Raw genomic sequence first — 18618 nt, forward strand, 5'->3', positions numbered from 1 at the left:
ACCGGATCGAAATATGATTTATTCCGTTAGAGGAAAGAATACCAAAGAGCAGAACGACGAGGAGGTCCTTATGGAACAGCAAGCTGTGTTGGCAATCGGCATCTTTCTTATTACGTACGCCATGATCATCGCCGAGAAAATCCACCGCACCATCGTGGCGATGATCGGCGGGGTCCTTATGATTGTTCTTGGGATCGTAGACCAGGAGGCGGCTCTCCACCACATCGACTTTAATACGCTGGGCCTGTTGATCGGGATGATGATTATTGTTAGCATTACGGCTGAAACGGGTCTTTTCAAGTACCTGGCTTTAAAGGCAGCCAAGCTCTCCAAGGGTGACCCTGTAAGGATTATGCTTGCCCTTGTCCTCATTACCGCCGTCGGCTCCGCCTTCCTGGATAACGTAACAACGGTGCTGCTAATGGTGCCGGTAACCTTCAGCATCACCCGGCAGCTGCAGGTGAATCCCGTTCCTTATCTAATCACTCAAATTCTCGCTTCCAACATCGGGGGCACCGCTACCTTGATAGGCGACCCGCCGAACATCATGATCGGAAGTGCCGTTAAAGAACTGACGTTCATGGCCTTTATTTATAATCTGGCTCCCATTGCGGCGGTAATTCTGGTCGTCACCCTCCCGATCTTCGTCTTGATGTTCCGCAAACAGATTCAGACCACACCGGAGCTGAAGCAAAGCATCATGCAGGTCAATGAAAGGGAGGTTATCACCGATCAGACGTTATTGGTAAAAAGCTTGAGCGTCTTGGGACTGACGATCCTCGGGTTCTTCCTGCATCAGATGCTGCATCTGGAATCGGCCACTGTCGCCTTGGCCGGTGCTTTCCTCCTTCTTCTCCTAACGGGCGAACACACGATGGAAGAAGCGTTTACGAAAGTGGAATGGACCACCATTTTCTTCTTTGTCGGCCTGTTCGTCCTGGTCTCCGGCTTGATTGATACCGGCGTGATCGCCGAGCTGGCCGTGAAGGCGATTGAATTAACCGGCGGGAATCCGGTGGCCACTTCCATGCTGATTCTGTGGCTCAGTGCCATCGCCTCCGCCTTTCTGGATAACATCCCCTTTGTGGCGACCATGATTCCGATGATTCAGGAAATGGGGAACATGGGCGTAGAGAACCTGGAGCCGCTGTGGTGGAGTCTTGCCTTGGGGGCGTGCCTTGGAGGAAACGGCACGTTGATCGGAGCCAGCGCCAACTTGATTGTAGCCGGCATGTCGGGTAAAGAAGGATATCCCATCAAATTCGTACAATTTATGAAATACGGGTTTCCCATTATGCTGTTGTCGGTGGTTCTGGCGAACCTCTACCTGTATTTCCGATATTTACTTTAAGGGGGAAGGAACATGAAGATGGTTTATGAGTGGAAACCGGAAATCGTGGATATTAAAGAGACGGAGAATGGAAAGGATATCGAATTCTCCATTCGCGTGATAGCGGAGGCTTATTACGAGACCATGAAGGCGGTGCAGCAGGTCTTTGAAGAAAATGACGTGATTACGGATGTCTTTCTTTACACGTTTCCCCAGCATGAATACCGTGTAATTGTCAGAAAGGACTATTATGAAGATTTTATCCTGCAGCTGTTGAAGCATCGCTTGCTGACCAAAGCGGAATGGAAGGAGGAAACCCATTAGACCGAGGGTTCCCCCCGGGAGACTGTTCTAGGGAATGACCTGTCCGGTCAGCGAATGTATCTTGAGCGAAACCGGACGGCCTTCTTTCTCATAAGTGGCCACATGGACCAAGGGAACGCCGGTTCTGGTGGCCAGGTAGCAGGACTCGATGCTTACGGGGGTGGAGGGGGCAGCGATTCCTCGTGAGCTTTTGCCAGATCCCGGGCCTCCTCTTGGGTGACGGCCGGATACATGGGTCTGCCCAATCTCTGCTTCTCTAAACCGGTATGCAAAGTGCCTTCGATCCGCCGGATCACCCCGTCTATATCGAGTTCCACGACCAGTTGATCGTCACATACCGGCGTTTTGTAAAGCATGCGCTGAAAATAGACGATAACAGATGAACCGTCGGGCTCCACCTTGGTTATCTGAAGGTCTTCCTTTACCCGTTTAAGCCCATAAAGGCCTTTGTGCCTCTCCAAATACTCATAGGCAATCCAACCGGGGGAATGGGCCGAAGGCTCGGTTAATTTCCCGGTTACCCGCTGAGGGGAGTGCGTCAGGGAATTCCACTGGATCGTTGCAGTTTCCTTGCTTTCAGATTGAATCTTCTGGAGTGCCCTTACGGTTTGTTTCGGAAGTTCTCTGTTTGGATCGGCAGGAGCAAGACCGGCAAGGAATACGACGGCAGACAGCAGCAGGCTGGATAGTAACAAGCCACACACCTCCTCGTATAAGCTTTCGCTTATTGTAGGGGATTTATTCCATTTCCTGCTTGGGGAGCGGCAGTAACGGTGCCCGATGGGTAAAGAATAAGATAATCCAAGTGCGAACAGGAGGAAAGTTCGGTGGAGGAGTACATGGATGAATCCAAATACATTCAGCAGCATCTGGCGAACGAGAGGACCTTCCTCGCCTGGGTCCGCACGAGCATCGCGATTATCGGACTCGGCTTTCTGACCGCCGGGCTGGTCAACCGGTCCGGCGAGACCGTTTCGGCCGGCGCCCTTGTGGCCTCCATCGGAGGAATCGGGGCCGTGCTTCTGGGCGCGGGCGTTCTCATTCTGGCGGCCCGGGATTATTTCCGCAAGAAGAAAGGGATTAGCCAGGGAGAATACCGGTCCGCTTCTGTGCCGGTCTGGACGCTGGTTTTTGCCCTGGGGGTCATATGCGGCTTGCTTGTGCTTCTTGTCATTCTTATGCTTTATGGGTAGCCCCTCTCCTTTTTCAAAAGAAGGCTTGGTAAAGCGAGCGGGCTGGACTACAATGAATAAGACCACCACAACAGCTTGCAGCGAGCGGAGGGGAAAGATGCTGAAACGCAGAAAAGTGTGGCTGACCATTCTGATCTCCTATTTGTTCCTGCTCCTGCTCCCGGTAACCGTAGGCGGGTATATCTACCAAAGAATGGAGCGGGTCCTGGCCGAACAGGCCAATAAAGCCAACACCGGCTTGCTGGAGCAGGCCCGCCGGAACACGGACAGCCGGTTGACGGAGCTGAACCGGATCCTTCTCCAGCTTTCGCTTGAGCCGAACTTCAAGTGGCTGATGGACAATGCCGGAAACAATCACGGCGAGGACCAGCTGCATTATGTGGAGCTCATGAAGGAGCTATCCGGCATTTTAAATGTAAACGATTACATTGACTCTCTTCATCTCTATTTCCCTAAGGCGGGGAGCGTCTTGACTTCCGGCTTGAAAACAGACGCGACGCTGTACTATGAACGGATCCAGCGGTTCGAAGGCATCGCCGAGAGCATGCCTGAGAGGCTTTCGCGCTTTCACGCTAAGGCTCTGTACCCGGTGACGACCGTGAACCAGATCGATTCCACGAAGCGCGTCATCCCTTACGTGCAAACCTACCCGCTGGATGAAACCGGCCGTCCGGCCGCTGGACTCGTCATGCTGATCAATGAACAGAAGATGAACAGCATGCTGGAGCCGGTGGAATGGGCGGGGGAAGGGGCCGTCTATGTTCTGAATGAGAAGCAGGAAGTCCTCACCGGAACGGCGGGAGTTCGGACCCTGCCGGAAGACTTGAGGAAGCGTCTGGCTGTCCGGGAAGGGTCTTTCTCTTACGAAGACGAAGGTTCCACTTACCTGGTGACCTCTCTGTCGGGGGAGAACCGGCTGAAGTACGTTTCGGTCGTTCCCGAAGCCATCGTGATGAAGAAGGTGGACGCCGTCAAATACGGGTCGCTGTCCCTGTTCGGACTCTATCTTCTTTGTGGGCTCGCGTTGTCTCTGCTTCTTACTTACCGCAGCTACAAGCCGGTCCGCGAGGTGGTGCGTTCCATCCTGAACCGGAGATCGGAATACGGCGAAAGCGCCGGCAATGAATACGAGTTCATCCAGAATGCCGTGATCCGTTCGATGAACGAAGAGCAGACGCTGCGGGAAACGCTGCTGAAGCAGATGCCGGCCGCGAAGGCCCATCTTCTGACCCGGCTGCTCCTGGGGCATACCCGGCCGTCGGATAGGGATGCCGAGACCTTGAAGATGATCGGCGGATCCCTGGATTCCCGTTCCTTCCGAGTGGTGCTGATCGAGATTGAGAACTGCCAGAACTTCGTGAAGAACGACAGCGAGCAGGAGTGGGCCTTGGTCCGGTTCGTGCTCACCAACCTGCTGGAGGACTCCGTCTCGCCCGGAAGCTTTGTCGTGGAGCTCGGCCGCAACCGGCTGGCGGTTCTGCTCGACGGCACTACTTCCAGCCATGATGAGGAGTGGGGGACGTGGCTTGAGAAGCTGAAGCCATTGGTCGAACAGAAATTCCGTATCCAGTTCACAGCCGCCGTCAGCTCAAGCCACGAGGGGGCCGAAGGGATAGCCAAATGCTATACGGAAGCCCTGACGGCACTTGAATACCGGCTGACGCAAGGCTCCAACTCGACCATCTACTACAGCCATCACAAGAACCAGAAAAGATTCTCGTATTACTATCCGATGGAGAACGAGGTTCAGATCATTAACTATATTAAAACGAGCGATTATGCCCGTGCGGAGCAGGCTCTGGATCACGTTTACGAGGTTAACTTTATACGCAATGAAATTTCTCCCGAGCTCGGACGGTCCCTCTTCCAGGACATGGCCGGAACCTTCCTGAAGGTGGTTCACCTGCTCGATTCCCCGAACGACAACCTGGAAACTCATTTCTCAACGCTTGCCCAGGCCATAGCGAAGTGTACGACGGCGGAGGAGATGCTCGCCTTAATCAAGTCCGGAATGAAGCTACTATGCGATACCGTGAAGGAGGAGCGATCCGATTCCGGGCAGGCCGTCTACCGCCGAATCGTGGAGTATATCGGACAGCACTACGGGGACAGCAACCTGAGCCTGAACCTGTTGGCGGAGGAGTTCGGCTTTACCCCGCCCTACCTGTCCACCTTCTTCAAAAAGCAAAGCGGGATCAACCTGTCGGAGTATATGACCCGCTGCCGGATCGAGGCGGCGAAATCGCTGCTGACGGAGTCCGATATGACGATCGGTGACATTTCCCGCCAGGTGGGGTACGCGAACCATATCGGGTTCGGCCGTGTGTTCAAGAAATGGGAGGGCATTACCCCAGGTCAATACCGGGAAACCCGGGGAAGGTGAAGAACGGTTTCTCCATCTTAAGAATGGTTTCCTCAAAATCTTAAACTTGTATGCCTCCGGGAAGCATCGTTTCTTCCCGGGGGCTTTTCTATTAAGGTACAGTGGGAGCAGGCCGGGAAACCGGTTCACGAAAGCAAAAAGGGGAGTGTGTCTGTTTGAAAAAGTGGATCTCATCGCTCGTCATTCCGGCCATGGCGGCCGCAGCGCTGACCGGCTGCAGCGGAAAGACGCCGGGGGAGACGGCCAAAGGCCAGGAAGGGCAGAGCTCGCCGAGTGCGGCTCCGAAGGAAGTGGCCTACCCGGCCAAGCTTAGCTATTGGGTAGCCATGAACGCCAATGTAGCCGCTACGATGAAAAGCTTCAATGAAATGGGGGTTTACCAGGAGCTTCAGAAGCGCACCGGCACCGTGGTGGACTTTCAGCATCCTCCGGTCGGCCAGCACAACGACCAGTTTAACCTTTTGCTTGCTTCCGGGCAGCTTCCGGACGTGATCGAGCATACGTGGGCGGCGGTCTCGAAAGGCCCGGATAACGCCATCAAGGAGAAGAAGATCCTTCGGCTGAACGAGCTGATCGACGCGCATGCGCCTAACCTATCCAAAATTCTTAAAGACGATCCGGAACTGAAGAAGCAGATCATGACGGATGAAGGCAATATCTATGTCTTCCCTTACTTCTCGAAGGAGGAGTTTCAGCGGGTATACAACGGGCCGGCCATCCGCAAGGATTGGCTCGACAAGCTGAAGCTGCCGGTTCCCCAGACAATCGACGAATGGGAGAAGACGCTGACGGCGATCCGGGACGGCGATCCGAACGGGAACGGCAAAAAGGACGAGGTCCCGCTGCTTCTCGATTTGAAGGTCATGGATTTCGGCCATGCCTTTATCGGGGCCTACGGCATTACATCGGGCTTCTATCAGGATCAGGGCAAGGTCAAGTTCGGTCCGATCCAGCCGGAGTTCAAGGAGTTCCTGACCGTGATGAACCGGTGGTACAAGGAAGGCCTGATCGATAAAGATTTCGCCACCATGGACCAGAAGCTGAAGGATGCCAAAATGACCGGCAACCTGGTAGGCGCCATGGCCATGAACGTGGGAGCGGGGCTTGGCAGCTACACCTCCCTGATGAAGCCGAAATACCCCGACTTTAACCTCGTGGGTGTTCCTTATCCGGCCTTGAAGCAGGGCGGCATGTCGGTCGGGCAGATGAACGCTCCGTTTATCGGCACCGGGGCGGCCATTTCGGCGAATGCCAAAAATCCGGAGCAAATCGTGAAATGGCTCGATTACGCTTACGGTCCCGAAGGGCACCTCTTGTTCAATTACGGCATCGAAGGCCAGAGCTATACGATGGTGAACGGCAAGCCGACCCTGACCAAGGAGATCACCACCTCGCCGACCAACCTTCCGGTCAGCCAGGCCATCGCCAAGTACAGCCACGGTTCGTTCTCCGGCCCTTATGTGGTGGATAAAGGGCTAACGGAGCAGTTTTCCCCGGAGCCTTTCCAGAAGCAGGCCATCGAAACCTGGATGAAGGCGGACCATGCCAAGCTCCTCCCGTCACTCACTTTGACCAGCCAGGAAAGCTCCGAAATGTCTTCGAGCATGAACGATATCAAGACCTATTACTCGGAGATGGTCAACAAATTCATTATGGGGATGGAGCCGATCGATTCCTTCGACAAGTATGTGGGCACCATCCAGAAAATGGGCATAGACAAAGTCATCCAGACCCAGCAAAAAGCACTTGAGCGCCTCAACAAGCGTTCCTAGGGAGCGGGTCGCCCGCCGCTATCGCCAGCCGTCTTATGCCCGGCGGCTGTGGCGCGATATCCGGATCAACCGGCATGTTTACATCATGCTGCTGCCCGTCGTCGCTTATTACCTAATCTTTCATTACGGCCCGATCTACGGGGTGCAGATCGCCTTCAAGGCGTTCTCTCCCACCCGGGGTTTCCTGGGAAGCCCATGGGTTGGCTTCGATTATTTCAAGGATTTCTTTAACAGCTATTATTTCGGACGCCTGCTGAAGAACACGCTGCTGTTGAGCCTCTACGAGCTGCTCTTTGCCTTTCCGGCTGCGGTCGTTCTGGCGCTGCTGCTCAATGAGGTGCGCCGAAGCTCGTTCAAGCGCCTGGTCCAAACGGTCACGTATCTGCCTCACTTCATCTCGATCGTGATCATTTCCGGGATGCTGATCGACTTCTTGTCCCGGGACGGCCTGGTCAACCAGCTGCTGACCTGGACGGGAAGGGAGCCGGCCGCCTTCCTGAGCGATCCGGCCTGGTTCCGGACCGTGTACATCGCGTCGGGCATCTGGCAGAACGTAGGCTGGGGATCGATCATCTACCTGGCGGCTATCTCCGCCATCGACCCTACCTTGTACGAAGCCGCCAAGGTGGACGGGGCGGGACGTTTCCGGCAGGTGCTGAACGTGACCATTCCGGGCATTCTGCCCACCGTTATCATCATGCTCATTTTGCAAATCGGAAGCTTTATGGCGGTCGGCACAGATAAAATTCTGCTGCTGTACAACTCCTCCACCTACGAGACGGCCGATGTGATCGGAACCTATGTGTACCGGAGGGGGATACTGGATTCGGACTTCAGCTACAGTGCGGCCGTGGGCCTGTTTAATTCGGTCATTAACTTCGCCCTGCTGATTCTGGCTAACCGGCTGAGCCGCCGTTATACGGAGACCAAGCTATGGTAAGGAGGATCCCATGGGAAAAATGACTTCAGGCGAACGCCTCTTTCAGCTCGTGAACAATACGCTGCTGCTGATTTTGTGCCTCGTGACTTTGTATCCGTTTCTTTATGTGCTGTTCGCTTCTTTAAGCGAAGCCGACCGGCTGGTTCAGCACCGGGGGCTGCTTATGTATCCTCTCGGGTTCAGCTTTCAGGCCTATGAATTGGTTTTTAACAACCCGATGCTGATCCGGGGGTACTTGAACACCTTGTTCTATGTCGTCGTGGGGACCGCCTTCAACATTTTCATGACGGCGCTCGGCGCCTACGGGTTGTCCCGGCAATCCCTGATGCTGAAGAACCCCATCATGATGATGATCGTCTTCACCATGTTTTTCGGGGGCGGGCTGATTCCCACGTATCTGCTCGTTTCGGAGCTTGGGATGCTGAACAGCCGGTGGGCGCTTATCATTCCGTCGGCGATCAGCACGTATAACCTCATTATTATGAGAACGGCTTTTCAGGGCATCTCGGTGCATCTGGAGGAAGCGGCCAAGATAGACGGGGCGAACGATTATACGATTCTCTTCCGGCTTATCCTACCACTGTCCCTGCCCGTTATCGCGGTTATGGTTCTGTTCTACGGGGTGAGCCACTGGAACTCCTGGTTCACGGCGCTTGTTTATTTGAGGGACCGCGACCTGTTTCCGCTGCAGCTTGTCCTGCGGGAGATTCTCATCACATCCAGCACGGACGCCATGACCACCGATGTCCAGGGGATGGATAAGGCGGGGATAAGCGAGGTCATCAAGTACGCCATGATCATCGTTTCGACGGTTCCGATTCTGTTCCTGTACCCGTTTCTGCAGAAGTATTTCGTGAAAGGCGTCCTGATCGGCGCCGTCAAAGGCTAACGCTTGATCCGATTCATACTTTAAGGAGGAATTAGGAACATGACCCTTTCTTCTAAAGCTAAACGGAAATCGGCCAAATGGCTGGTACTGGCCGCCTCAGTCGCTCTGCTGCTCCCGGGATTCGCCACCAAAGGGGTATTGGCAAAAAGTGAGAACGGGCTGGAGCACCAATCGGTCAACAGCCAGGGCGTAAGCGCTTATATTGACGTCGCGCAATTCGGAGCGGCCCCCGATAAGACCCCGGTGGAGAACAAGGCTGCCCTGCAGGCAGCCATCGCCTTTGCCGACGGCCAGGGCGGGGGAGTGGTGATCGTACCGGTGACGGTCGAATACGGCTACAGCCGCAACGATGTGACCACGCATCCGGACTTCTCTCAGACCGATACCAACATAACGGTAATCGATTATTCGAGGGGCAACACCCCCTATAGCAATCCGCTTGCAAGAGACGGCAACCAGGTCCGCTATTTCTCCAGCACCGAGGGTGACGAGAAGAACGGGCAGCATGACGGCAACACGACCTGGTTCATGGGCAACTGGCATCCGGCCCTTATGATCATGCATAACGACGCCACTGCCAACAACCGGCGCGCTACCGTGTTCTTCGGCAACCGGGGCGAAGTGAACTGGGGGATTGGGCAGGGCACCAACACGATCAACGGCGGGACGGACGATGAGCTGAGCGATTTCAAAATTGTAGGGAACAAGGTGGCGGGAACCCCCTCCCTCACCACCATGTTCACGGTTAAGAAAATCAGCGGATTCTTCGGTTGGAATGTCGGCTCTCCCTCGAAGGAATTCCACTTTGTCGGCCGCCAGGCCAATACCGACTTCCTCATTCAACAGAGCAAGGCAGGGGGAGACGTCAACCTCATGCTGAAGACAAAGTCTAACACACGGACCTTCAAGCTGGAGGAGGATAACGGCGACCTGATCATCACCAAGTCGGACGGATCCGGGACGGCTGTGCGGATCGGGGCGGACGGGAATGCCTCGTATGCGAAGGGAGTCAGCGGGGGTGCTTTCGATGCCACTACCTTGCCGGGTGCGGCCTCTGTGGCGGTGGGCACCATGGTCTTCCACACCGGGCTGAACAAACCTGTCTGGTCGACGGGAACCCAATGGGTGGATGCCAGCGGCACGCCGATCCTCTAGATGGAGAAGAGCGAGAAAGGCCGGGATAGAAGCCGGTCCATGCTGAAGCAGGCCAAACCGAGGGAAGACGGGCTTGTCGAGTTCCGGCTTGCCCCGGGAGAAGGCTGCCTTTCCTGCCGGGTGGAATATTGTACTCCGGACGCGGGCTGGAAGCCTGCCGTCCTGATTCCCTCTCTTGATCCCGAGGAGGTATTGAACGGAGCCGGAGAGCTGTGGGAAGAGGCTTACGAGGCCGGCATCGTCCGGTTCGCTCCGGAATCCGGAAGGGGGGAGGGCCCTCTCTTCTATTGGAATCTCTATGGAGTAATGGAATTCGAAGGCCATACGATCCCCTTGAGGCTTACTTTCCTTACGGAGCAGGGGAGATTTGAAGAACGGCATAACCTGAAGCTGACCGGAAGCCGGGCTGTCTACCTGGACGACTGGGAGGATTATGCGGAAGGAAGCGGCTGGGATGTCCGCAGCAGCCGCTTCGGGACCAGTGTCGGCATGAAGCGGGGGGAGCGGCTCCCCCCGCTCTCTATTGCCATCCCCGTTCAGGGGGAATACGACGTGTATTTCGGAATGGAGACAGGCAGCGCCCGCTTCCTCGTCAAGATAAACGGGGGGCCGAGGGCCAGGTTCATGACGAACGGAAGCCGTTATTTGAGCCATCATAACGGGAAGAAGGGGCTGGAGATCTTCTTCGGCCGCTTGCAGCTGAACGAAGGAAGCCTGGAGCTTTCCCTCATGCAGGAGCATGTGACGAAGGGGGCGGAGCTGGGCCGGATCTCCTACCTCAAGCTCGTTCCCGCCTCATCCGGAGGCTCCCCGGCGCCGGGCTCGTCTTCGGCGGCGTACGGGAAATTGGCAGGCCAGGAGCTCTGTCTCTTCTACGAACCCTACAGCTATTCCTTGCACGGGTTTCATGACGCGGAGACGATGAATGAGATCATGCTGCAGGAATTTATCCGGCTCCGGCCGCAGGAAATCTCGATTCAGACCGTCCGAATCGGGATGAAATCGCTGCACCACAGCCGGTTCCTCGAACGGCTCGACCTGCCGGCGGAGGCCGATGACCGGACGGTTAATGACGATCCGGCCCGGCTGGCGGCCGGCTGCGACATTCTGAAAGAGACCGTCCGGGCCCTGGAAGGGACCGGAATCCGGTTGACGGCCAATGTCGGCATGAACCGTCCCTATCTGTGGATCCCGCCTCTGGCCGAGCGGTTCACGAGGGAGCATGTCGGTCTGATCCGGGACGGGGATTTCGATTACACCCGGCCGGAGGTGCAGGACTACGCGAAAGCGGTCCTCGGTGAGCTGGTGCGGGAGTACGCCATCGACGGGCTGCTCCTGGACTACATGCGCTCTCCTAAGAACCAGACGACGGACAGCCTGGTCTCGATCCTAAGGGCGGCCAAGGCGATGCTGAAGGAGAAGGAAGCTATTACAGGGTCACGGATGGACCTGAAGGTAAGAATACCCGCCGTCCATCCAGTGTACTTCGAAGCCATGGAGCAGGGTGTCGCAGAAGGAGTAGTGGACGTCATCGTTCCGTCCAATTTCATGACAAGCGATCCGCTGCCCCGAACCGAGCATTACGTTCATCTGTGCCGTTCTACCGGAACACGGGTGTTCGGCTGTATCGACGGCTGGAAATGGCTGGCCGGCATCGACCCGAAGGCGGGAGCCCTCACGATGGCCCATACGCCGCGGGAACTGAAAGCCGCTTATGAAACGTATAGAAAGCAGCATGTCCAAGGCGTTTATTTGTATCAAGCCGATTTAATCGGCGCCAATCCTTACCTGTACGACCTATTCACTTGATTAGCAGCAGGAAAGAGAGGACAGACATGAACCTGGGGGTAATAGGATACGGGCTTCGGGCCCGGTCGATCTTAGGAGAAATCGGGAGGCAGGATCCCGGCTGCCGGGTGGCGGCGGTGGTCGATCCCCGCGAGAAGCAGAGAGAGGAATGGCCGTATTCCGGCGACCGTCCTCGCTATTACGACACGGCTGAAGAGATGCTGGCAGCCGAGCCCGGCCTGAACGGGGTCATGATCGCCACCCGCTGCACCCTTCATACCGAGATGGCGCTGAAGGTGCTTCCCGCAGGGCTTCCCGTCTTTCTGGAGAAGCCGGTGGCAACGAACCTTGCGGACTGGAAGAGGCTGCACCAGGCTTCCCTTGCCTATCCGACGGAAGTGCTGGTCTCCTTCCCGCTCCGGGTCACGCCGATCGTTCAGCTCGTAAAAGAGATCATCGATTCGGGCAAAATCGGATCGGTGGAGCATGTTCAGGCTTACAACAATGTGCCTTACGGCCGGGTGTATTACCAGAGCTGGTACCGCAATCCGGAGGAAACGGGAGGCCTGTTTCTCCAGAAGGCCAACCACGACTTCGATTACCTGAATGCAGTCCTCGGCCTGAAGCCGATATCCTTGTGCGCCATGACCTCCAAGCAAATCTTCAAAGGGAATAAGCCGGCCGGCTTAACCTGCGAGGCTTGCGAAGACAACCGGACCTGCTTGGAAAGCGCCCTTCGGAAGCCGGAGCCGGAGCGGGAATGGAACGGCTGCTGCTTCGCCGAGGATACGGGCAACGAGGACTCGGGAAGCGTCCTGATCCGCTACGAGACGGGGATGCATGTCTCCTACAGCCAGAACTTCTTCGTTCGGGGCCGGGCCGCTTCCCGCGGAGCCCGCTTCATGGGCTACAAGGGGACGCTCGAATTCGATTTCTACCAGAAGCAGGTCCGTGTCTATCTGCACCACTCTCCCCGGGTGGAAACCTACGACATTGAGCCTGGGGAAGGGCACCACGGAGGAGACACGGCGCTTGCCCGCAACTATCTCGCTATGCTGGCCGGCCGGGAGAAATCGATCATTCCTTTGGAGGCGGGCCTCACCAGCGCCCTTATGGGAATCCTGGCGAAAGAGTCGGCGGAGCACGGAAGATTCTGTTCCCTTGGGGAGGACTTAGGTGTCCTTTCGGGGTCACCATTTGGGGGACGCTAGGCCGATTCGGCAGGAAACCGCCCTGTGAAGGGCGAAGGGGTTCTTAACGAGTAAGCCGGGCCCGGGAGAGGGGCTTCTTATTCGTCAACCCACCTGCGAAAGGATGAAGCAAATTGCGTATTCGGCTCATGACGGATCTTCATTATTCCGCCTTGGCGGAGCTTCCGGTGAAGGATGATTTTTACCGGGCTTATCTGGCCCGTTTCTTCGAAGAAGGTTCGGAGGCCGACTGGTACCTCTGCCTGGGGGATCTGACCCAGTATGGGCTGGAGGAAGAATACCGGTCGGTGTACGCCATCATTGACTCCCTCGGCAAGCGAAGCTCCTTTCTTCATGTGCCCGGAAACCACGACCTGCTGACGGCGGGACCGGAGACAACGGAAACCTGGGGAGCCACTCCTCCGATCGCGAACGGCTTCGGGGTGATCGACTCCGAGGCGGCCGTTATGGTTTTCCTGAACACCTGTAAGACGAAGAGCGCGCTGGATTGGGGAGGACAGCTGGGCGACCTCCAGCTCGAGCTGCTGCGGAACCAGCTGGCCCAAGCGGGCGGCCGTCCGGTGCTGGTGTTTGCCCATCATCCCTTGCCGGACACGACTGCCTTGTCCGAGCAAGACATGATGAGGGTGGAGAACGCGGAGCCCTTGCTCTCGGTCATGCAGGGGGCGGCCGGGCCGTGCTTCTGGTTCAACGGCCACAATCACATTCAGACGATCACATCCGCCGGGAATTGGACCTATGTACAGACCGCGTCAGCCATCTGCCTGCCGTGCTGGAGAGAACTGGAGATCCTGCCCGGCTCCATCCGCATAACCTCTCATGTGGTCAACGACCCGAAGCTGTATGACCTGGCCCGGCAGAGCCTGGACGGCTTCGCGGGCTTCCACGACGTGCCACCGGCCGTCGCTCTGGGAGGCGAGCTGGATCAGGATGCCTTGTGGGAGCCCGAAAGTGACGGTCAAACGGCTTAATCCACGCGGCTGTCTGCCGTCACGCTGCGTTGAACGCTGCGCGGCCAACTGTACCTGGCAGCCAAGTCGGGGCTAACGGATGGCTTCTCTGCGGGTTCCGTGGTATACTGGCTCCACATTCGAGGACAGGGGTTGGTACGATGGAGCATGCTTTGATTAAGCAGCTGGACTTCGTCCGGTCGCAGACGCTGAAGGCCATGCAGGGAATAACGGAGGAGGAGGCCGACCGGATTCCGGAAGGGTTCCGGAACAACCTCCGCTGGCAGTTCGGACACATTTACGTTGTCCTTGAAAGGCATGCCTTCCAGTACATAGGGCTCCCGCTTCACCTGCCGGAAGGCTACAAGGAGCAGTTTGAGTACAACACCTCTCCGCTTACCCGCCCGGAGTCGGTCCGAGTCCCCGCTCTGCCGGAGATCGAAGGGCTGATGAAGGAGCAGGTCGGCCGCATCCGGGAGGCGCTGGGCGGACGAATGCAGGAAGAGGTTCCGGAGCCGTACCGGACCTCGTCGGGGGCGCTGCTGAAGACTCCCGAGGATTTTCTCAGCCTCGACCTGTATCACGAAGGCATGCATTTCGGCGTGATCAAGCTGTACAAAGCGCTGCTTTCCCTTTAACGGGCAGCGCCCCCTTTTCCTGCTATCCTGAAAGACCCGGTTTCTCTAACCGGGTCTTTTTGTCGCGGGCGGAAGAGATCCTAAAGGCAGGGTAGGACAGAGAATACAACCTGCTTACCGGTGAGGGTGAGAGCCTGGAGGAGGACAAGGTCACAAAAAGACTAACAACCTATTTGTTTAATGAGGGTTGTTAGTTGGGTATAGGTTTGTTATAGTATGGATACATAAGGCTCCAACGCTTGCCAAATTATCCAGAAGACAAGGAAGCGGAAGAGCTCTTTCCTTTCCGGAACAGGAAAGGCACGGAGGCTTGCAGAAGTTTGTCGTGTCCTTTCGAAGGGGGTGCGAAGAAGGGAAAAGGAACGGAGCGCCAAAAAGACAAGGAAGACAACCGAGGTAAAACCAAGCATTCCGATGTGTAAAATCAAATTAAAAGGAAAATGTGAAAGGATGGGTTGGAAGTTGAAGAAGTCAGTTACGATGGTTCTGCTTATGGTTCTATGCTTGGCCCTGGCGGCCTGCGGACAGAAAACCGGCGCGGGGGATACGGCCAGCGGCGGAAAAGGCTCGGAAGGCACGGACTCCGCAAGCGGAACCTTGGCCGAAGCCAAGAGGAAAGGCTCTATTACCGTAGGATTCGCGAATGAGAAGCCGTACGCCTACAAGACGGCCGATGGGCAATTGACGGGAGAAGCGGTGGAGATTGCCCGTGTCATCCTGAAGAAGCTAGGGGTCAACGAGATGAAAGGAGAGCTGACCGAGTTCGGTTCCCTGATCGGCGGGCTGCAGGCTAAGCGTTTCGATCTCATTACCGCCGGGATGTTCATCAACCCCGACCGGTGCGGCGCGGTTCTGTTTGCCAATCCGGAATACAGCATCGGGGAAGCGATTGCCATCAAGAAGGGCAGCGATGTGGGCTTGAAGAGCTACAAGGACATCGCCTCCAAGAAAGACGTGAAGGTGGCGGTGATGACCGGAGCCGTTGAGATCGGCTATTTGGAGAAGTCCGGAGTGGCGAAGGAACAGATCGTCCAGGTGCCGGACCAGGCCTCCGCTGTCAGTGCCCTTCAGGCCGGACGGGTTCAGGCAGTCACCATGACAGGACCGGCTCTGCAGTCCATGCTGGAATCGGCCGGGGACGCCAATCTGGAGCGGGTAGCGGATTTCACGCAGCCGGAGATCGACGGCAAGAGTGTGCGCGGCTACGGCGCCACCGCTTTCCGCCAAGCCGATACGGAATTCCAGAAGGCGTATAACGAAGAATTGAAGAAAATGAAGGATTCCGGCGAGCTTCTCACCATTCTGAAGAAGTTCGGATTCACGGAGCAGGAACTCCCGGGTGACGCGACGTCCGAGAGCCTGTGCAAGAAATAACATGCCGACTTCATGGACGGACTTCCTGCCCGCCTTCTGGGACGGGCTGGAGGTGACGCTTAAAGTAACGGCATGGGGAGCTGTATTGGCGCTGGTTGTTTCCTTTGTAAGCGGGCTTTGCCGCCTATCCAAGCTGTGGATCGTAAGAACCGTCACCGGCGTGTATGTGGAAATTTTCCGGGGGACCTCCCTCCTGATCCAGCTGTTTTGGCTCTATTTCGCCCTGCCGATTCTCGGTCTTGAGCTGCCCAAGCTGACGGCGGCCGTTCTGGCGGTCGGGCTGAATTTCGGGGCTTACGGCTCGGAGATTGTACGGAGCTCGATATTGGCTGTGCCCAAAGGGCAGTGGGAAGCGGCGATCGCCCTTAACCTGACTCCTTACCAGAGGCTGGTTCGCGTGATTTTTCCGCAGGCATTCGTCCGTATGCTTCCTCCCTTCGGGAACCAGATGATCGAGCTGGTTAAATCCACCTCACTCGTCTATTTCATTACGATGGCCGATCTGACCTACCAGGCCATGATCTTGAGGAATAACTACATTTCCTGGACGTGGGAAATTCTCACCCTGCTGCTCGTCTTCTACTTTGTCATTTCCGCTGGGATCGCCCTGCTGGTACGGCTCCTGGAACGAAAAATGACGGCAGGGAGGGTGTAGACCATGTGGGATTGGAATTATGCAGCGGAAATTTTGCCGGAGCTGCTCAGCGCTTTGAAGATGACCATTCTGGCCACCTTCTGCGGATTCGGCGTGGCCTGTGTCGGAGGGCTCGTCTTTGCCGCAGCGGTCCGTTCCCGCTGGAAGCTCGTCTGCCTTCCGGCCAAGGGAATCCTGGCCTTCATCCGGAATACACCGCTGCTCGTGCAGGTGCTGTTCCTGTATTACAGCCTGCCCCAGCTGGCGGGGATCTCCCTGTCGGCGTTCATGGTAGGCATCATCGGACTGGGGCTTCATTACAGCACCTATCTGTCCGAGGTCTACCGCTCCGGAATCGAGGCCGTTCCGAAGGGCCAATGGGAAGCGGCGACGGCGCTGAATTTCCCGCGCTGGATGACCTGGTGGCGCGTCATTCTGCCGCAGGCCCTGCCGCCGATTATTCCGATTATGGGCAATTATCTCATTGTCATGTTTAAGGAAACGCCGATTCTTTCGGCGATCACGCTGGTGGAGCTTCTCCTCACCGCGAAGAATATTGTGTCGCAGTCGTATCGGGTATTTGAGCCGTATACCATGGTCGGCCTGTTGTTCCTTCTGATCAGCTACCCGGCGTCTCTGCTCATCCAGAGACTGGAGAAGCGCATGAATCTTCAGGAGAGGCTGCCGGCGGCGGCCGGACAAACGGTCAAGAAGAAGGAGGTGAGTCCGTGAGAGAAACCATCGTCAAGTATAACGACGTGACCAAATCCTTCGGCGAGCTCGAGGTGCTGAAGGGCATCAACCTGGAAATCGGAGCCGGGGAGAAGGCGGCCGTCATCGGCCCGAGCGGCTCCGGCAAGACGACCCTCGGGCGCATGCTGATGACGCTGGAGGAACCCACTGCGGGAACGATCGAGCTTGACGGAGAGCTGCTTTGGCACCGGCGGGACGGGGACCGGCTGGTCCGGGCCAACGAGAAGCACCTGCACCGGATGAGGAACAAGGTGGGGATGGTGTTCCAGCATTTCAACCTGTTCCCGCACATGACCGTGCTAGGCAACGTCACGGAGGCGCCGAGAAAGGTGCTGAAGCTGTCCAAAGCCGAAGCCGAGGAGAGGGCCGTGGCCATGCTCGTCAAGGTGGGCCTGGGCGACAAGCTGGATGTCTATCCGGCCCAGCTGTCCGGCGGGCAGAAGCAGCGGGTGGCGATCGCCCGCGCCCTCGTCATGAAGCCCAAGGTCATGGTGTTCGACGAAGTGACGTCGGCTCTCGATCCTGAGCTGGTGGGGGAAGTGCTGGAGGTGATCTGGGAGATTGCCGAAGAGGGCGAGATGGCCATGCTTCTGATTACGCACGAGATGGAATTTGCCCGCGAGATCGCGGACCGGGTCATCTTCGGGGCGGACGGCCTGATTGTCGAGCAAGGACCGCCGGAGCAAATCTTCGGCAGCCCCGAAAGCGAACGGCTTCAGCAGTTTCTGAAGCGGTTCCGGTCGGGCGGCATCTAAAACACAAATAAAAAGGGGGGGAGATTCATGACGACGGAAACGGCGTTCACGTTTCGCCGTCCCCAGACGGAAGATGGAGAAAAGGTGTGGGAGCTCATCCGCGAGGCGGGGACGCTCGATCTGAATTCGGCTTACTGCTACTTGATGCTGTGCGACTATTTCAGCAGCACCTGCGTCGTGGCGGAAGCCGAAGGGAAGCTGGCCGGCTTCGTCTCGGCCTTTCGCTCGCCCCGGCAGGACGACACCCTTTTCATCTGGCAGGTGGCCGTGGACCGGGCCTGCCGGGGGAAGGGACTCGGGAAGCAGCTCATCCGCACCCTGCTAAACCGAAGCGTTCACCGCTCGGTTCGCTACCTGGAAGCGACCGTGTCGCCTTCCAATATCGCCTCCCGGCGGATGTTCGCCGGGCTTGCGGAAGAATATGGCGTGAAATGTACGCTTAGCCGCGGCTATTCGCCCGCTCTTTTTCCTGAGGGAAGCCAGCATGAAGAGGAAACGTTGTATTTACTCGGTCCGTTCACACTCTAAA

At 56.8% G+C, this 18618-nt stretch carries 18 protein-coding genes; 17 read left to right on the forward strand and 1 reads right to left on the reverse strand.

Features of this window, described 5'->3' with window-relative positions:
- Nucleotides 1-70: 70 nt before the first annotated feature.
- Together MJA45_RS02030 and MJA45_RS02035 are read left to right on the forward strand one after the other, a co-directional pair.
- On the forward strand, nt 71-1351 hold the full coding sequence (locus MJA45_RS02030; protein WP_315605632.1) for an ArsB/NhaD family transporter: 1281 nt from the start codon (nt 71-73) through the stop codon (nt 1349-1351).
- A gap of 12 nt (nt 1352-1363) precedes the next feature.
- Entirely contained in the window at nt 1364-1654 is a 291-nt protein-coding gene (locus MJA45_RS02035; protein WP_315605633.1) for a hypothetical protein, read from the forward strand.
- A gap of 152 nt (nt 1655-1806) precedes the next feature.
- Here MJA45_RS02035 and MJA45_RS02040 read toward each other — a convergent pair whose 3' ends face one another.
- Nucleotides 1807-2349 (reverse strand): hypothetical protein, encoded by a 543-nt coding sequence (locus tag MJA45_RS02040; protein WP_315605634.1) that lies wholly within the window; start codon nt 2347-2349, stop codon nt 1807-1809.
- Between the two features lie 132 nt (nt 2350-2481).
- Between MJA45_RS02040 and MJA45_RS02045 the strand changes: the two genes are divergently transcribed.
- From MJA45_RS02045 to ectA, 15 genes are all read left to right on the forward strand, one after another.
- Complete coding sequence (locus tag MJA45_RS02045) at nt 2482-2847, forward strand: YidH family protein (protein ID WP_315605635.1); 366 nt, start codon at nt 2482-2484, stop codon at nt 2845-2847.
- Nucleotides 2848-2944: 97 nt separating this feature from the next.
- Entirely contained in the window at nt 2945-5230 is a 2286-nt protein-coding gene (locus MJA45_RS02050; protein ID WP_315605636.1) for a helix-turn-helix domain-containing protein, read from the forward strand.
- Between the two features lie 155 nt (nt 5231-5385).
- Nucleotides 5386-7002, forward strand: a complete 1617-nt coding sequence (locus tag MJA45_RS02055; protein WP_315605637.1) for an extracellular solute-binding protein — start codon at nt 5386-5388, stop codon at nt 7000-7002.
- Nucleotides 6977-7942 (forward strand): ABC transporter permease, encoded by a 966-nt coding sequence (locus tag MJA45_RS02060; RefSeq protein WP_315605638.1) that lies wholly within the window; start codon nt 6977-6979, stop codon nt 7940-7942. Before MJA45_RS02055 ends, MJA45_RS02060 begins: the two co-directional genes overlap by 26 nt.
- Nucleotides 7943-7952: 10 nt before the next feature.
- A complete protein-coding gene (locus MJA45_RS02065) occupies nt 7953-8831 on the forward strand; it encodes a carbohydrate ABC transporter permease (RefSeq protein ID WP_315605639.1) in 879 nt (292 codons plus the stop codon).
- A 39-nt stretch (nt 8832-8870) separates the two neighbouring features.
- Nucleotides 8871-9986, forward strand: a complete 1116-nt coding sequence (locus MJA45_RS02070) for a hypothetical protein (RefSeq protein WP_315605640.1) — start codon at nt 8871-8873, stop codon at nt 9984-9986.
- Nucleotides 9987-11795: an alpha-amylase family protein gene (locus tag MJA45_RS02075; protein WP_315605641.1), complete on the forward strand. Its 1809-nt coding sequence runs from the start codon at nt 9987-9989 to the stop codon at nt 11793-11795.
- 26 nt (nt 11796-11821) lie between these two features.
- A complete protein-coding gene (locus MJA45_RS02080) occupies nt 11822-12985 on the forward strand; it encodes a Gfo/Idh/MocA family protein (RefSeq protein WP_315605642.1) in 1164 nt (387 codons plus the stop codon).
- A gap of 113 nt (nt 12986-13098) precedes the next feature.
- Complete coding sequence (locus MJA45_RS02085) at nt 13099-13956, forward strand: metallophosphoesterase family protein (RefSeq protein ID WP_315605643.1); 858 nt, start codon at nt 13099-13101, stop codon at nt 13954-13956.
- 140 nt (nt 13957-14096) lie between these two features.
- Nucleotides 14097-14573 carry a DinB family protein gene (locus MJA45_RS02090; RefSeq protein ID WP_315605644.1) on the forward strand — a complete coding sequence of 159 codons (477 nt, stop codon included), beginning with the start codon at nt 14097-14099 and terminating at the stop codon, nt 14571-14573.
- A 462-nt stretch (nt 14574-15035) separates the two neighbouring features.
- On the forward strand, nt 15036-15947 hold the full coding sequence (gene ehuB, locus MJA45_RS02095) for an ectoine/hydroxyectoine ABC transporter substrate-binding protein EhuB (RefSeq protein ID WP_315605645.1): 912 nt from the start codon (nt 15036-15038) through the stop codon (nt 15945-15947).
- Nucleotide 15948: 1 nt separating this feature from the next.
- Nucleotides 15949-16602 (forward strand): ectoine/hydroxyectoine ABC transporter permease subunit EhuC, encoded by a 654-nt coding sequence (gene ehuC / locus MJA45_RS02100; protein WP_315605646.1) that lies wholly within the window; start codon nt 15949-15951, stop codon nt 16600-16602.
- Nucleotides 16603-16605: 3 nt separating this feature from the next.
- A complete protein-coding gene (gene ehuD, locus MJA45_RS02105) occupies nt 16606-17313 on the forward strand; it encodes an ectoine/hydroxyectoine ABC transporter permease subunit EhuD (RefSeq protein WP_315605647.1) in 708 nt (235 codons plus the stop codon).
- On the forward strand, nt 17310-18089 hold the full coding sequence (ehuA, locus tag MJA45_RS02110) for an ectoine/hydroxyectoine ABC transporter ATP-binding protein EhuA (RefSeq protein WP_315605648.1): 780 nt from the start codon (nt 17310-17312) through the stop codon (nt 18087-18089). The genes ehuD and ehuA overlap by 4 nt, the downstream gene beginning before the upstream one ends.
- A 27-nt stretch (nt 18090-18116) precedes the next feature.
- Complete coding sequence (gene ectA / locus MJA45_RS02115; RefSeq protein WP_315605649.1) at nt 18117-18617, forward strand: diaminobutyrate acetyltransferase; 501 nt, start codon at nt 18117-18119, stop codon at nt 18615-18617.
- Nucleotide 18618: the final 1 nt, after the last annotated feature.

The sequence above is a fragment of the Paenibacillus aurantius genome (assembly GCF_032268605.1).
GTDB classification, from domain to species: domain Bacteria; phylum Bacillota; class Bacilli; order Paenibacillales; family NBRC-103111; genus Paenibacillus_AO; species Paenibacillus_AO aurantius.